Origin of the sequence: Aliivibrio fischeri, assembly GCA_038993745.2 — a bacterium.
Classification (GTDB): Bacteria; Pseudomonadota; Gammaproteobacteria; order Enterobacterales; family Vibrionaceae; genus Aliivibrio; species Aliivibrio fischeri_B.
The window spans coordinates 955,890-972,827 of record CP160629.1; the positions used below are offsets into that span (position 1 = coordinate 955,890).

Annotated in this window: 10 protein-coding genes and 3 pseudogenes; 9 read left to right on the forward strand and 4 right to left on the reverse strand. The window is 39.4% G+C overall.

Translation table 11 applies throughout. The annotated features are described in order from the left end of the window. The 4 genes and pseudogenes from AAFX60_004710 to AAFX60_004725 all read left to right on the forward strand — a co-directional run bounded on the left by AAFX60_004710 (position 1) and on the right by AAFX60_004725 (position 4,479). A complete protein-coding gene (locus AAFX60_004710; GenBank protein XDF78459.1) occupies positions 1 to 1,602 on the forward strand; it encodes a DHA2 family efflux MFS transporter permease subunit in 1,602 nt (533 codons plus the stop codon). Between the two features lie 72 nt (positions 1,603 to 1,674). Then, positions 1,675 to 2,379 (forward strand): 16S rRNA pseudouridine(516) synthase RsuA, encoded by a 705-nt coding sequence (rsuA, locus tag AAFX60_004715; protein XDF78460.1) that lies wholly within the window; start codon positions 1,675 to 1,677, stop codon positions 2,377 to 2,379. Between the two features lie 214 nt (positions 2,380 to 2,593). After that, positions 2,594 to 3,798: pseudogene (locus tag AAFX60_004720) on the forward strand (Bcr/CflA family multidrug efflux MFS transporter). Continuing rightward, the gene (locus tag AAFX60_004725) at positions 3,799 to 4,479 is read left to right on the forward strand and encodes a DUF2913 family protein (protein XDF78461.1); all 681 of its coding nucleotides are present in this window, start codon (positions 3,799 to 3,801) and stop codon (positions 4,477 to 4,479) included. It abuts the pseudogene before it with no gap. A gap of 52 nt (positions 4,480 to 4,531) precedes the next feature. On the opposite strand, the gene AAFX60_004730 is transcribed toward AAFX60_004725, so the two are convergent. Then, complete coding sequence (locus tag AAFX60_004730) at positions 4,532 to 5,974, reverse strand: DUF2867 domain-containing protein (protein ID XDF78462.1); 1,443 nt, start codon at positions 5,972 to 5,974, stop codon at positions 4,532 to 4,534. A 308-nt stretch (positions 5,975 to 6,282) separates the two neighbouring features. On the opposite strand from AAFX60_004730, the gene AAFX60_004735 reads away from it, so the two are divergent. The 5 genes and pseudogenes from AAFX60_004735 to fabV all read left to right on the forward strand — a co-directional run bounded on the left by AAFX60_004735 (position 6,283) and on the right by fabV (position 13,576). Beyond that, positions 6,283 to 6,954 (forward strand): ABC transporter ATP-binding protein, encoded by a 672-nt coding sequence (locus AAFX60_004735; GenBank protein ID XDF78463.1) that lies wholly within the window; start codon positions 6,283 to 6,285, stop codon positions 6,952 to 6,954. Continuing rightward, positions 6,935 to 9,387 (forward strand): annotated as a pseudogene (locus AAFX60_004740) (FtsX-like permease family protein). The gene AAFX60_004735 and the pseudogene AAFX60_004740 overlap by 20 nt, the downstream one beginning before the upstream one ends. After that, a complete protein-coding gene (locus AAFX60_004745; protein ID XDF78464.1) occupies positions 9,387 to 10,508 on the forward strand; it encodes a lipocalin-like domain-containing protein in 1,122 nt (373 codons plus the stop codon). The pseudogene AAFX60_004740 and the gene AAFX60_004745 overlap by 1 nt, the downstream one beginning before the upstream one ends. Positions 10,509 to 10,672: 164 nt before the next feature. Beyond that, positions 10,673 to 11,821, forward strand: coding sequence for a Na+/H+ antiporter NhaA (nhaA, locus tag AAFX60_004750; protein ID XDF78465.1), 1,149 nt, complete (start codon positions 10,673 to 10,675; stop codon positions 11,819 to 11,821). Positions 11,822 to 12,373: 552 nt separating this feature from the next. Continuing rightward, entirely contained in the window at positions 12,374 to 13,576 is a 1,203-nt protein-coding gene (fabV, locus tag AAFX60_004755; GenBank protein XDF78466.1) for an enoyl-ACP reductase FabV, read from the forward strand. 82 nt (positions 13,577 to 13,658) lie between these two features. Here fabV and AAFX60_004760 read toward each other — a convergent pair. From AAFX60_004760 to AAFX60_004770, 3 genes and pseudogenes are all read right to left on the reverse strand, one after another. Continuing rightward, positions 13,659 to 15,340, reverse strand: a pseudogene (locus AAFX60_004760) (aspartate:alanine antiporter). Between the two features lie 146 nt (positions 15,341 to 15,486). After that, positions 15,487 to 15,750, reverse strand: coding sequence for a GrxA family glutaredoxin (locus AAFX60_004765; GenBank protein ID XDF78467.1), 264 nt, complete (start codon positions 15,748 to 15,750; stop codon positions 15,487 to 15,489). A 111-nt stretch (positions 15,751 to 15,861) separates the two neighbouring features. Continuing rightward, entirely contained in the window at positions 15,862 to 16,719 is an 858-nt protein-coding gene (locus AAFX60_004770; GenBank protein XDF78468.1) for a MurR/RpiR family transcriptional regulator, read from the reverse strand. Positions 16,720 to 16,938: the final 219 nt, after the last annotated feature.

Genomic DNA, 16,938 nt, shown 5'->3' on the forward strand with positions numbered 1-16,938 from the left:
ATGAGTCAATCGGTAAGTATTCCTGAAGGTGAGGTGGTTGAGAAACCACTTGAACCTGAGATCCCACGTCGTCATTGGATAGCATTATTTGGTGGTTTGATTGGTGCCTTTATGGCGATCCTTGATATTCAAATCACTAACTCATCTCTAAAAGACATTCAAGGTGCATTATCGGCAACCATGGATGAGAGTTCTTGGATTTCCACCTCTTATCTTGTTGCTGAAATGATAGCGATTCCATTAAGTGGTTGGCTGTCTGTGGCGCTTGGTAAACGTCGTTATCTAACATGGACAACCGTCGTATTTACCGTTGCTTCATTACTGTGTTCTTTTTCATGGAACATGGGCTCGATGATTGTGTTTCGTGCCATTCAAGGCTTTAGTGGTGGTGCGTTAATTCCTCTGGCGTTTTCCCTTGTGGTTCATTTATTACCTGTGAACAAACGTGCGGTGGGGATGGCTCTGTTTGGGGTAACGGCGACCTTTGCTCCTTCTATTGGTCCAACGCTTGGTGGTTGGTTAACTGAGCATTTTTCTTGGCACTATATTTTTTATATCAACCTGCCACCGGCAATCGCTTTACTGTGTATGGTGAATTATGGTTTGGATGATGAGCCATTAAAGCTAGAAAGCCTATTGAAGGCCGATTGGCTTGGTATTATCACCATGGCGATAGGTTTGGGTTGTTTAGAAGTGGTACTTGAAGAAGGGAACCGTGAAGAATGGTTTAGCTCAAGCTTTATCATTACGTTATCTATTATCTCAGTAATTAGCTTAACCTATTTTATTATCAATGAGTTGCAGCATAAAAAACCATTGGTGAACTTGCGGTTATTAAAACAAAGTCAGTTTGCTATGTCGTGCATTGCGTATTTGATTTTGGGTATGGCGCTGCTGGGTTCTATCTATGTGTTGCCAATGTATATGATCCAAATTCAAGGATATAACGCCTTGGAGATTGGTGAAGTACTAATGTGGATGGGTTTTCCTCAATTATTGATCTTCCCATTAGTGCCGAAATTAACGCAGATCATTAAAGCAAAATATTTGGTGTTCTTTGGTTTCTCTATGTTTGGTATTAGCTGTTTTGTAAATACACACATGAGTTATTTATTTGGTGGTGATCAGCTCATTTTCTCCATGATATTACGTGCGATAGGCAGTCCGTTTATTATGGTTCCTTTGTCGTTGGTGGCAATGGAAGGGATCCAAAAGCAAGAAGTGGCCGATGCATCAACCATTACTAATGTTTTGAGAAACCTTGGTGGTGCGTTCAGTATTGCCTTTATTGCGACGCTATTGGACAACAAAACACGTGAGCATTTGGCGCACATTAAAGAAACGTTAACCAGTGTGAGTACGGATGGTTGGTATCAATTAAACCAGAGTGCTGCGATGTTTGTAGCCAAAGGCAGCGATCCGACAACGGCAATGCAGCAAGCCAAAGCATCATTGACGCTAACTATGCAGCGAGATGCGGCGATCATGGCGTATAATGATGTCTTTTTTATGATGTCCTGCTTCCTTGCTTTTGCTGCGGTTTTGATGTTTTTTGTTAAATCGAATGGCAAGCCTGATCCTATGGCAGGCGGCGCGCACTAACAAATCTGGGTTGATGCTCGCATCTTTAAAAGGTTTGGGTATAATGCGCCAGAATATTGAAATGAGGTTCTCATGCGTTTAGATAAATTTTTGTGCGAAACATTAGGTGCCACTCGTAAAGAAGCAACTCGAATCATTAAAAGTGGTACGGTTACTGTTGATGGAGTGAAAACAAAAGTAACATCTGTAAAAGTAACAGATGATTCAACAGTTGAATGGGATGGACGTGAACTGAAATTCCATGGTCCTCGCTACATTATGCTATTTAAACCAGATGGTTATGTATGTTCTCATGAAGACAGTACACACCCATCTGCATTGTCTTTATTAGATGAAGTGAACCTTGAGAAGCTGCATTTTGCAGGCCGTTTAGATGTTGATACTACCGGTTTAGTACTTATCACTGATGATGGCCAATGGTCACATAAGATCACATCACCAAAACGTAAGTGTGCGAAAACATACCGTGTATGGCTTGCTGATCCAATTGGTGCTGATTACGCTGAGAAATTGGAAGCGGGCATTCAGCTTAAGAGCGAAAAGGATCTAACGATGCCAGCAGTAATGGAAGTTGTTGATGAAGAAGAACACGAACTTCTATTAACTATCCATGAAGGTAAATACCACCAAGTTAAGCGTATGTTTGCAGCTTTAGGTAATAAAGTTGAAGGTTTACACCGTGCTCAAATCGGTGGTTTAGGTTTGGATTATTCTCTAGAACCAGGTGAGTACCGTTACTTAACTGATGAAGAAGTTGAAGCGGTATTTGGCGAATAATTAATCAGCCTTATCAATCCAATATTAAAAACGGCGTGGCATTTATGTCTCGCCGTTTTTTTGTGTAAATTTTATGCAAAGTGCTCGAATATAAAAGGCATGTTGTAATAGGGCGTGATACTATGATGAGTCAAATAAGTATCTGATCATTCTTGCTTGAATCGGTATTGTTTGAACTCCTGTCCTGCTGTTTTATTTTATTGGTATCGCCGTTATGTCATCCGCTGAAACTGCTCTTTCTGAGCCCCCAAAATTAAGCATACTACTGGTTATTATTTTAGGTGCAATTTCTGCACTTACTCCATTAGCTATTGATATGTATGTACCTGCGATGCCAAGTATTGCTTCTGACTTAGGCGTTACTTCTGGTTCAGTACAGATGACATTAACCGCTTATACTGCGGGCTTTGCCATTGCTCAATTAATTCATGGCCCGTTAGCTGACAGTTATGGTCGACGTCCAGTCTTGATTATTGGTACGGTCTTATTTGCTATTTGTGCGGTCATTGGTGCTTTAGTTGGTGGCATTGAATCCTTGATGTACATTCGTGTTTTACAAGGTGTTGCTGGTGCAGCTTCTGCGGTAGTGGTTCAAGCTATTGTTCGTGACATGTTTAACAAAGAAGATTTCGCACGAATGATGGCATTCATTACTTTGGTGATGACAGTAGCGCCTCTGGTTGCCCCTATGGTGGGTGGACATATGGCGGTGTGGTTTGGCTGGCGTTCTATTTTCTGGTTGCTAGCGGGTTTTGCTGTGCTGATTATTTTGGCTATTTTATGGCGTATTCCTGAAACCTTAACAGAAGAGAACCGTTCACCGTTTAGGCTAATGACGTCACTACGAAATTACCGCTCGTTATTTAAAAACCCTGTCTCTCTTGGTTTGATTTTTTCTGGAGCGTTTTCTTTCGCTGGAATGTTCTCATTTTTAACCGCTGGTTCGTTTGTTTACATTGATATTTATGGTGTGAGTGTTTCGAACTTTGGTTATCTGTTTGGCCTTAATGTGGTGTTCTTAATTATTATGACCACGATTAATGGCCGCATTGTTAAGAAAATGGGCTCACATAACATGGTGAAACTGGGTATCTCAATCCAATTATTCGCGGGTATTTTGATGGTTGTAGGCCAATTACTCGATTGGGTTTATGGGGTACAGTGGTTCCAGTGGTTTTATTTGTTGGTTGTATTTCTACCATAGGTAGTAACACCATGGGCTTATTATTAAGTCATTACCCTAAAATGGCAGGTACTGCTTCGTCATTAGCGGGTACATTACGTTTTGGTACTGGTTCATTGGTCGGGGCGTGTATTGCAATGTTCCCTTCTGATTCGGCTTGGCCTATGGTAAGTTCCATGGCAGCATGTTCTATATTATCTTTTGGTTGTTATTTTGTGTTTGGACGAAAAGCGTAAATGAGTAAAGAAAAAAAAGCAGTTGATTATTATCAAGAAATTCAACGAGTAATTAATAGTGCTCTTGGTGATCTACAAGAGTCTAAAGACAGTGGCCGTTTACCTAAAAACCCGGTAAGTGCAAACCACTTTTTAATTCGTTGGGTAACAACTGCAATTAAGTCTCAACGTTTTGCACATTGCGTTGCAAAAGATTTGATGACTTGGCAAAAAGAAGGGCGCACAAAAGGTACTGGTACTCAATTACCTGTGCGTTTTGAACAATACTCTCGTTTATACGCTGAGTTAGCACCTGTTGAGCAAGCGGCATCCATTTCTAAATCTGCGATTATGGCGTGGGGTGAATCATTAGAAGAGAAAGAGTGGTGTGTAACAACTGAATATGAAGTATTAGAAAAAGCATCGCTGTTTTCTGATGGTGATCATTCATTCATCATTTGTTCTACTCAACTTGAATCATGCTTTGATGCTGAAAGTGAAGAGTTAATTAAACCACTGACTTGTTATGTTCGTGGTAATCACCATGAGTTTGTTGAATCTGCTTTTGAGCATGGATTAATGGTGCATAAGCGTTCTGATTACAAATCAAAAGTGAAGTACCATGGAGAGTATTTAATTTACCCTCATAATCACGGTACTCAGTTAGGTGAAATCCCATTTTCATTTAACGTGAAAAAATAATCGATTATCGAGATTGGATGGGTTCTTAGTAGAGCCCATTTTTTTATTCTTCCTATCCTTTTTCTTCTTTCTCAGCTTTTTTACATATCGCTTTTACCATGCCTTTGAAGATAAAAAGGTGTGCGGGAAACATCGCAAACCAATACATTAATCCCCAAAACCCTTTTGGGTGCCACCAAGCACGAACATCTAACTCTCTGGTATTATTTTCAAGCTCTTTTATTGAAAATTCGAGTCGTCCTAACCCCGGAGCGGTCATTCCAAATAATAGAGATAAAAATTCGTTGTTTTCACAACGGATCACTTTCCAAGAATCAATGTAGTCACCTAGTTGCAACTGATCTGATTTTGGTTTTCTTCGTATAGGAAAAGATCCGCCAAGCAGTGGATCAAGCCACTCTCTGGTTCGCCATAGTCCATTGGCAAAGAAGTAGCCTTCAGGTCCTCCAAGTCGCAATATCACTTTCCACAGTGAACTAGCCGATGCGTTAGTTGTAAAACTGGCTCCGGCTTGTTTAGGGTAGTAACCGTAATCGGGTTGCCAGCGACGCAGTGCACTTGGGTCAAATCCCCATATTTCCCCTTGCAGACTATTGGTAGAGGTATGGTTAGCCAATTTCAATGCTTCAGAAAGTGGGGTGAGTGTTTGAGGCATGAGTTGCTGTATTTTGGAGTTATCTGCAAGCAAATCATGGTCTATCCCTGCGAGAAGTGCACGTCCTAACTCTGATGGAACCGAGGTAATAATTCCAAGCCATAAACCTGCAAATTTGGGTGAAATAAAACGAGTTGGAATAATTTTGATGGATTTATTTAGTCGTTTAGCCAGAAGGTTAAAGAGCTGAAGGTAGGTAACGGTATCTGGTCCTCCTGCTTCTAAGGAAAGCGAGCTACTAACCTCGATATCAAGGCATTGAATGAGGTAATCATTTAGATTATCAATGGCGATAGGGTTGGCTTGAGAATGAATCCATTTAGGGCAGAGAATGATGGGTAAGTGATTAATAAAATCTGTCATGATCTCAAGGGCGGCAGAGCCTGCACCGATAATAATGCCCGATTGAATTTCAATGGTGATGATGCCGGTAGAGCGAAGAATTTCCCCAGTTTTTTGTCGAGCTAGTAAATGTTGCGAATGGTGATTCTCTGGTTGTAATGCACTTAAATAGATAATCCGTTTCAATTGGGATTGTTTAGCTACATCTGCAAAATTTTGAGCTAAGGAGACTTCATAATCTATAAAATCATGACCGTGTGACATCCCATGTACTAAGAAATAGCCAATATCACAATCAGCCAAGAGTGGTTCGATTGTCGTTTTATCTTCTAAATCAAGGTATTCACAGCGCAAGTTAGGGTGGTGCTGAACTCTATCGGTTAAATACTGGATATTTCGGGCACAGGCAATAACCTGATGTCCTTGCTCTAATAACAACGGAATTAACTGAGATCCTATGTACCCTGATGCACCAACAATAATTATCCTATGAGCCATTTTTAAGAATCCATCCTTATTCTAATTGTTTTTCTTATTAATATTAATTTGAGTTTAGTACAATTTATGACCATCTACTTAATTTCATCATTACTTTTGAGACATGATGAAATGAATAAGTGAACTGGAAAATTTATTTAATGAAATCAAAAAAATAGATTTAAGAACTGGGTAGATAAGTGGCAAAAGTTAGCATTATGTTCGGTATCTGTGTCGAACTGCGAGTTAGGCCATAAAAAGCTTTAAGAAGTAAGGGGAATAGTGTAGATTCTGTTACCGATATCACAATACATCTTTTGAGAGGGGATATGTTAAAGCTGACAAACCTGAATAAAGGTTATTTGGATGGTGGCGAGTTTCATCCAATCCTTCAAGGGGCAGAATTAACAATTGAGCAAGGAGCTCAGATAGCATTAATGGGCGAAAGTGGCTCAGGAAAAAGCACCCTCTTAAATCTTATCGCAGGCCTAGATAGTGTAGACAGTGGTGAAATTAGTATCGCTGGTTTTTCAATGCACGCCCCTGAACAAAGTTCTCGAACTTCTTACCGTAGAAACAATATTGGCTTAGTATTTCAACAGTTTAACCTTCTTCCTACGTTAAGCGTGGCAGATAACATTCGTTTTTGTCGCCAACTTAAAGGGTTAAGAGACGATGATGCGTTATGGCGTCAAATTATCTCAGCTCTTGATCTTATGCCTCTACTTGGTCGTTATCCTGAAGAAATTTCTGGTGGACAACAGCAACGAGCTGCGATTGCTCGAGCTCTGTATATGGAACCAAAATTATTACTTGCGGATGAGCCAACCGGTAGCCTCGATGAAAAAAATGCTGAAGCAGTAATGCGTTTGTTAACACGATTATCTCGTGATCTTCATTGCACACTTTTATTGGTGACTCACAGTGAGAAAGTGGCAGAGCATATGGATGGTTTGGTTAAACTTCAGGGAGGCTTACTGAATGTTATTTCCGGTAGCTAAAGCGCTTCTTGGACACTACCGTAAACATCCGTTGCAAATCTTTTTAGTGTGGCTTGGTTTAACACTCGGAGTTGCTTTACTTGTTGGTGTTCTCGCGATAAACCATCACGCTAAAGTCAGTTATAGCGAAGGCGAAAAGCTTTTCTCAAATCCTTTTCCTAATCGTATTCGCTCTATTCAAGATAATGTTGTTATCCCTCAGGCGTTTTATATTAATTTACGTCGGGCTGGCTACACCTCTTGCATGCCTATACAAACCTTGCATTTAGAAACCAATGAAAAGATTGATATCTCAATGGTTGGTATCGATCCTATTGCGTTAATGCAGATTTCATCAGGGAACTTAGCAAACACGGACAATATGTTGTCTTTAATGCGTCCTCCGTTCCCGTATTGATCAGTAAGCCGCTAGCTTCGTATTTTAGCTTAAAAGATGGCGATTATATTGAGTTAAAAAACCAATCCAATATTGGCCCTGTTATTGTTGATAAACAAAATCGCTTGGCGGGCTCTCGACTGTTTTCAGATATTGCACTGACTAAGATGCTAGGCCATAAAGCGGGCTTTAATGTCATTTTATGCGGAGCAATGTCAGAGCAAAAAAAAGAGCGTTTAGAGCGAATGCTTCCTCGTGGATTGCAGCTTGAAACCCATAAAGAATCTGGCTTAACGGCGCTGACCAATGCGTTTCATACCAATTTATTAGCGATGGGGATGCTTTCTTTTATCGTTGGTCTCTTTATTTTCTATCAAGCTATGTCGCTCTCTTTTGTGCAGAGACAGCCGTTGGTTGGGACGCTACGTCAAATTGGTGTATCAACTAAAGAATTGATTATGGCCATGAGCCTCGAAGTGATCATTTGGATCATTATTGGCTGGATAAGTGGTAACTTTTTTGGCTTATTGTTGGCAAATGAATTAATGCCGACGGTTTCGAATAGTTTGTATTCGTTGTATAACGCTGAAGTGGATTTATTAATCTCATGGAGTTGGGATTGGAGTTATCAAAGTCTGCTAATGGCCGTATTAGGGTGTGTATTAGCTTGTGGTTGGCCGTTGTACCGTCTTTTAACTATTGAGCCAATTCGCTTAACTGCTCGTCTATCTTTAGCACGTTTTGCAGGTAAAGAGTTTGAAGTTCAAGCTATCATCGCTTGTGTGATTTTGGTTGCTGCTTATCTGATAAATTTATTACCTCATAGTCACAGAAATGGGTTTATGCTGATTGGCTTCTTAATGATAAGTATTGGGTTGTTAACCCCGTTTATTATTTGGAAGTTTTTTGATTGGCTTTCTTATACGTTGCCATCAGCAAAAGCACGTTGGTTCTTCTCTGATTCAGCAGCAAGCTTAAGTTATCGTGGTGTAGCGGCAATGGCATTTATGCTTGCGCTAGCATCTAATATTGGCGTGGAAACCATGGTTGGCAGCTTTAGAGCAACCACTAACAATTGGTTAGAGCAACGTTTGGCTGCTGATATCTATATTGAACCAAGTAAAGCGTCAGCTGGACGAATTAGTTATTGGTTAGAAAAACAACCTGAAGTGAAATCTGTGTGGCGTCAGTGGAAGATTGATTATCAAACAGAATTCGGCAATTTAGAGATCATCAGTACTGGTTCTACTGAGGGTGAGAAAAATGCGTTAACCATGAAAGTGGCGATTCCTGATTACTGGTATTCGCTTCATCATGGACGCAATGTATTAATCAGTGAATCCATGTCATTGAAATGGGACTTAAAACCGGGTGATTACATCGATCTTCCTGCTCCTATGGGAAACAATTGGCAGATTTCTGGTGTGTATTATGATTACGGAAATCCGTATAACCAATTGTTGCTCTCTCATGGGACGTGGTTAAAGGCGTTTGGTGGTCAGGGTAAAACCGGGATTGGGGTTGTACTAACTGATCAATCAAAAAGAACCGAATTAATTGGGCGAGTATTAAAACAGTATCGATTATCTGCAGAGCAGGTTAGCGATAATAATAATATTCAAATACAGGCAATGCGTGTGTTTGATAGAACATTTATTGTTACGGGAACCCTTGGTAATCTGACGTTAGTTATTGCTGTCTTTGGTCTGTTTTTTGCCACATTGGTTGGTGAAATATCACGACAAAGACAAACTGCATTATTGCGATGTTTAGGTCTGTCTGGCAAAGAGTTGGTGCTGCTTGGTGGCTTACAGTTGCTGGTTATTGGCTTATTTACCATTCTTATTGCGTTGCCATTAGGACTGATTTTGTCACAGTTATTGATTGATATTGTTATGAAATATGCTTTTGGTTGGACAATGGAAATCCATTACTTCCCTAAAGAGTATACCATCACGTTCTTATGGACTTTACTGGCTTTAACTGTTGCTGGTGCTGGAACCATTTGGAGAGTAACAAAGCGACAAGCCATTACTTCATTAAGGGAATCTTTGTAATGCAAAACCAAAATAAAAAGAACAGTAGCTTGATAATATCAGCGCTGATTTTGATTGCTATTTTAGGTTGTGCTCTCGCTTATTATTTTAATTGGCAGCAGGTAAACGTAGAAAGAAACGGGGAAGCAAGCACCATTTTTTCTCATACGGATGGGGCTTTTTTTGAACCCGTTTTACCTGATACTCCCATCGTTTTTCCTAAAGATTATCAAGAACACCCCGAATATCAGCATGAAAAATGGCTAATGACGGTGAATGCCAAAAATCAAAATGGTGATGCGATTGGTATACAGTGGAGTATGTTTAGGGTTTCTAACGATGATAGAGAAACTAAGGGATGGTTAGATCCTAGTTTGTATATTGCTAAGGTTGTGATAACAACGAAAAATGGTAAATGGTTTGCTGAACGCTTAGCTCGTGGTGGTATTGGACAGGTAGGAGTAAGTCAACGTCCATACCGAGTTTGGATTGATGACTGGGAGTGGAGAAGTTTAGGTAGAACACCATTTCCAGGACGATTAGCAGCATCTTCTGATGATTTCTCTTTAAAGCTATCCCTTAATTCTAATACGTTCCCTGTTCTAATGGGTGAAAAGGGTTATTTAAAGAAACACGATTTTCTTCCTATCGCTTCTTATGAATACATAGAGCCTTTTATTGCTGTGCGCGGCAGCGTTACCTTTGATAATCAAACTTATACGATTACAGGACAAGGCTTATTAGAGCATGAGTGGGCGAGTGGCTTTTTTGATGAAAATCAGTACGGCAGAGATTGGTTTGCTATTAATTTGGATAATCAGACTAAACTGATAGTGACACAATATCGATACCAAGATCATCCACCATACCAATTTGGCGCTTTATTGAGAAAAAATGGCAGCTATACGTTACTTAGTGAAGAAGATCTCACTTTACAAACTTTGCCTGCTCGCCAACTAAAAAATGGTCGAAAAGTGCCGCTACAATGGATTATAAATATTCCAAAATACGATATTAATTTAACCACTCAAGTAATGAGAAATGAACAGTGGTTAGACGCATTTATTCCTTATTGGCAAGGACCAATAACAACAACGGGTTCACATCAAGCTTCTGGATTCATGCAATTAGCTGGATATTAATTGAATTGAATATAGACGATGCGAATAAAGCGCTGTAAAACGCTTAACACTTCGGATTTTCCGATGTGTAAGCTCTGAACAAGCGATTATTCTTGATATTGATCAACGGGTAGACTTTTCTTATTCGTTTTTCAGTAAACCATAATTATAAGCAAGGACATCTTATGAGTGATGTTATTAAGAATTTTTTCAAATTAGAATCTGCCGGTGGGATTCTGTTAGTGATCGCAGCTGCGATTGCTATGATGATTGCAAACTCTTCATTAGCACCAATGTACGATACATTTTTACATTCTTATATCGGTGGAATGTCAGTATCACATTGGATTAATGACGGCCTAATGGCTGTTTTCTTCCTATTGATCGGATTAGAAGTAAAAAGAGAATTATTAGAAGGTGCGTTAAAATCAAAAGAAACCGCTATCTTCCCTGCAATTGCAGCGGTAGGTGGTATGTTAGCGCCAGCTTTAGTTTACGTTGCATTTAATATGGGCGATCCTGAAGCTCTATCTGGTTGGGCTATTCCTGCGGCAACAGATATTGCGTTTGCATTAGGTATCATGGCGCTTCTTGGTAATCGAGTTCCTGTTAGCTTAAAAGTGTTCTTACTTGCTCTAGCTATTATTGATGATTTAGGCGTTGTTGTTATTATCGCTTTCTTCTACACAAGTGATCTATCTGTTCTTGCTCTTGTAATTGGTTTTGTAATGACAGGTTTACTGTTCTTACTGAATGCAAAACATGTAACAAAGATCCGCTGGTATTTATTGGTTGGTTTTATCCTGTGGGTGAGCGTACTGCAATCAGGTGTTCACGCAACGTTAGCTGGTGTGGTTCTTGGTTTTGCTATCCCTCTTAAAGGCAATAAAGGTGAGCGTTCACCACTAAAACACATGGAACATGCATTACACCCTTATGTTGCGTTTGCTATCCTTCCTGTGTTCGCTTTTGCTAATGCTGGTATCTCACTAGAAGGTGTGTCACTTGATAGTTTGACGACAACATTACCTCTAGGTGTTGCTTTAGGTCTGTTCCTTGGTAAGCCTCTAGGTATCTTCAGCTTTAGTTACCTTGCTGTTAAGTCTGGTGTAGCAAAACTACCAACAGGCGTAAACATGAAGCATATTTTTGCTGTATCAGTGCTGTGTGGTATCGGCTTTACTATGTCCATCTTTATCTCATCACTGGCATTTGGTGGTGTGAACCCAGAGTTTGATAAACTGGCTCGCTTAGGTATCTTGATGGGCTCGACATTTGCAGCGGTTGTTGGCTATGCGTTGTTAAGCATCTCATTACCAAAGAAAGCAGCATAAACCTGTTATCTTAAAATAAGTTTTGATAAATACCTCGCAAATAGCGGGGTATTTTTTTGGACAAAAAAAAGCCCAAACAATAAATTGAATGGGCAAAAGGAATATAAGGAATTATGAAAAAGCTATAGTTGATAAGATAAAACTTGGCGGCCTGCTAAATTTTAGAATTCATCATCAACGGGTATAAAATCAGACTAGCGATCTTTCTCTTAGTTCAATAAATATTCGATTTTTTTTAAATTATTTTTTGGGTGCTTATCTGTAAGAAATAGTGGTCCAGATAAAGAAAAACCCGTTACCTATAATGCTAAAATTAGCGAGATAACGGGCTTCTTGAATATATCAAGAAAAAGCAGTGGAATTATGAACATAAATTCAGACTGCCGCTTTTTCCAATAGTTCAAAAAAAGTGAAGATAATTCCATTTTTTTTATAAAAACCATTTTCACACCTCCAACCACTCACTATTTTGACAAAAATTGTCATAAATGGGATGCGAACTGGAGAAGAACCTTTTATCCTACAAGGTAATTATTAGAAGGAAAGTTGAACATGATCATCAAACCTAGAATTCGTGGATTCATTTGTACAACCACTCACCCTGTTGGTTGTGAGCAAAACGTAAAAGAGCAAATCGCATTAACTAAAGCTCAAGGCCCAATTGCTAACGCACCAAAACGTGTATTAGTTGTTGGTTCTTCAAGTGGCTACGGTCTATCTTCTCGTATTACAGCTGCTTTTGGTGGTGGTGCATCAACCATCGGCGTATTTTTTGAAAAAGCGGGTACAGAGAAAAAACCAGGTACAGCTGGTTGGTATAACTCTGCGGCTTTTGACAAATTTGCAAAAGAAGAAGGTTTATACTCTAAAAGTTTAAATGGCGATGCTTTCTCTAATGAAGCAAAACAAAAAACGATTGATCTAATTAAAGAAGATTTAGGTCAAATCGATATGGTTGTTTACTCATTAGCATCACCTGTACGTAAAATGCCTGAAACAGGTGAAGTGATCCGTTCTTCACTGAAACCTATCGGCGAAACTTACACAGCAACAGCGGTAGATACAAACAAAGATGCAATCATTGAAGCATCAGTTGAGCCTGCAACAGAACAAGAGATCAAAGATACTGTTACTGTAATGGGTGGCGAAGACTGGGAACTGTGGATTAACGCATTATCAGAAGCTGGCGTTCTAGCTGATGGTTGTAAAACCGTTGCATATAGCTACATCGGTACTGAGCTAACATGGCCAATCTACTGGGATGGTGCTCTAGGTCAAGCTAAGATGGATTTAGATCGTGCAGCAACAGCGCTAAACGAGAAACTATCTGCGACAGGTGGTACAGCAAACGTAGCAGTACTAAAATCTGTAGTAACACAAGCAAGTTCTGCAATTCCTGTTATGCCACTGTACATCGCAATGGTATTCAAGAAAATGCGTGAAGAAGGCGTACACGAAGGTTGCCAAGAGCAAATTCTACGTATGTTTAGTCAACGTCTATATAAAGCAGATGGTTCAGCTGCAGAAGTTGATGAGAAAAACCGTCTACGTTTAGATGACTGGGAACTTCGTGAAGATATTCAACAACACTGTCGTGATCTATGGCCTCAAGTAACTACTGAGAACCTAAAAGATCTAACTGACTATGTTGAGTACAAAGAAGAGTTCTTAAAACTATTTGGCTTTGGTGTTGATGGTGTTGATTACGACGCTGATGTTAACCCTGAAGTAAACTTTGATGTTGCTGATATCTAATCAGTAAACAAAAGAGAAAAGAAAACCCCAGAGTGAATGTTCATTCTGGGGTTTTTTATTGGTTCCAATAAATGGGTTCGTATTATGCCAGGAGTATCATAATGGTGCCGGCAACGGTCATTAAGATATTGGCAATCGCATACGTACCTGCGTAACCCAGTGCTGGGATGGTGCTGCGTGCGTGTTCGTTAACTACGTCCATTGCTGGACCACAAGTACGAGCACCGATAATTGCACCAATCAATAAAGCACGGTTCATATTAAGAATATAGGCACCAACAAGGTAGGCTAAAATTACTGGGATCACGCTGACAATAAATGCAGCAGCAAGTACTTTTAAGCCATCTTCAGAGAAGTATTCATTAATATTGCCACCAGCACTTAATCCAATACCCACCATGAACACTAATAAACCAAGGTTTTTGGTCATGTTTAGAGCCCTTGTGGTACATAACCAAAAGTTGGGTGGTTTGCTCTTAAGAAACCTAATGTGATACCTGAAATCAATAGACCAACGGCATTACCTAAACCAAATGTAACTTGGCCAAAGCTCATGGTGATCATCCCGAACATGATGCCAAGGATAAAGAAGCTACAGAAGGCTAATAAATCAGATACTTGGCTATGAATAGAGATAAATCCAATTTTGTCAGCTAGGTAATGAACTTTGCTTTTTTCACCACTCACTTGAAGAATGTCACCTTTCGCTAATACGATATCGTGTTCAATTGGCATTTCAATTTGTGCACGAACCACACGGTTAAGGAAACAGCCGTATTCAGAAAGGTTTAATTCTGACAGGCGTTTACCAGCGATATTATCGCTTTTAACTACGATCTCTTCTTCTGCAATGCGTAAATCTAATAAGTTACGGTCAAATACTTCTTTCCCGTTTCTAAAGCTTGAATCGAGACGAGCATGGCTATCTGGATAACCTACAAGTGCAATTTCATCACCTTGTTGCAAAATGTAGTCACCATCGGGGTTTGCTAAAATACCGTTACGACGAATACGTTCAATGTGACAGCCTGTTTGGCGGTGAATACCTAGTTCACGTAAGTTTTTACCATCAGTCCAATCGATTAGCTCTTGGCCAACACGATAAGCTCGAATGATTGGTAGGTATACTTTTCTCTGGCCAGCACTTCCTATTCCACGTTCTTGAGCAATTTGCATTGCACTGTCTTGTAGATTCTGTTTTTGCAATTTCGGAAGTAAACGAGCCAAAAGGATAAGGCTAGTTAAACCGATTAAATATGAGAAAGCATAACCGACACTTAAATTGTCAATTACCTTACTAAAGTCGACACCTTCAGGCAGGGCTGCTAAACCAGAATTTAATGCATCTTTTGCACCCACTAATACAGGCGTTGCTGTTAATGCGCCTGCCATCATACCTGTAGATAAACCATAGTCTAAACCGAAGTAGTGCCCTGTTAAAAAACTGAGTGAAACAGCTGAGACTAATACAACAAGTACAAGTAAAAGGTAGTGTTTGCCATCTCGTAGGAAGATACCAAAGAAGTTTGGTCCAGCCTCGATACCAACACAAAAGATAAATAGCATAAAGCCAATATTGAGAGAGTCAGCGGTAAAAGTATAACCAAGACTTCCCATAAAGAGGGCGGTGATAAGAACACCAATAGAACTGCCTAGTTGAAAACTACCAATCCTAAGTTTAGCTATGAATAAGCCAAGAGCGAGAACAACGAATAAAAGTAAGATATCGTTTTGCGATAACAATGTCGCAACATCAATGTTCACTGTATTTTGCCTGAAATATGGAGTAAGAAAGTGTGACGTAAGTCTAACTTAAAAATGGCGAATGTATAACCATATTTAGAAATAAAATCAAAAAAAAATCACCGTTTGGGAGCGGTGATTTAATTTTATAAATTAGCTATTTGAAATTAATCAAAAAGACCTAAATTTTCTTTTGCGTACGCTTCAAATTCAGTACAGCCGCCAATGTGTTTTTCATCGATAAAGATTTGAGGAACCGTTTCAACTGGTTTACCTACTGTCTTTTCTAAGTCTGCTTTTGAGATACCTTCAGCGTGAATATCAACGTAGCGGAATTTAAAATCATCACGTTTTTCAGTTAGCGTTTCAGCGTGCTCTTTAGCTCGAACACAGAATGGACAACCAGGACGACCAAAAATAACAACAAACATAGCTTTCTCCAAAAATTATTAGCGGATATGGTTCGCAATCAATAGGTTAACTATGCCTATCAATATGGATTAAGTAAAGATGATTATACCTTTTAGATTGATAGGTAAAACCTATTGGTAACGTTCATCTTTTCCGTAGCGAGAATCTTTAAGTGCTTCTTTAACTCGTTTCAGATTATCTCTAAAACCAACACCACGGCGTAATGTGAAGCCAGTTGCTAGAACATCAATAACGGTCATTTGAACAACACGACTTGCCATTGGCATATATACGTCAGTATCTTCCGGCACATCTAAACAAATAGCTAAAGATGCCATTTTTTCAAGAGGTGAATCCTTTGCAGTAATCGCAATAACCGTTGCGCCGTTTGATTTAGCAAGCTCTGCGATTTCAACCAAGCTTTTAGTGCGACCTGTGTGTGAGATTAACACGACTACATCATTCTCTGTGCTATTGATGCAGCTCATGCGTTGCATCACGATGTCATCAAAACAAGCGATAGGGATGTTAAATCGGAAAAATTTGTTCATGGCATCGTGCGCTACAGAAGCTGATGCACCTAGACCAAAGAAAGAGATTTTTTTCGCTTGTGTTAGAAGGTCAACTGCACGGTTTACCTGCATTGGATCTAAGCTATTTTTAGCTACATCAAGACATGCCATTGTTGATTCGAAGATCTTATGCGTATATGCATCTGGACCATCGTTTTCTTCAACATTACGGTTTACATAAGGAGTACCATTGGCAAGGCTTTGTGCAAGGTGAAGTTTAAAGTCTGGGAAGCCTTTTGTATCTAATCGACGGCAAAAACGGTTTACCGTTGGCTCACTAACGTCAGCCATTTTAGCTAAAGTGGCAATACTTGAATGAATTGCTGTTTGAGGTGAGGCCATAATTACTTCAGCTACTTTGCGCTCTGATTTGCTGAAGTTATCTAAATTATTTTGTATTTTCTCAATGGTATTCATATGCGCTCTTCTACATTTTTAATTTGATATAACCTTAACCAGAGTGATTTGAAAAGACACTTTGGTTAAGATTATCTGTTTGAATAAGTATATACGTTTGTTTACTTAGCCTCTAACAATTGGCCTTGTTGATTGTATTTTAATAACAATAATATGACAGATCTCTAAAAACACTTTCAATTTAGAAAGTGTTTTTTCGGTGTAAATACGACAAAACTA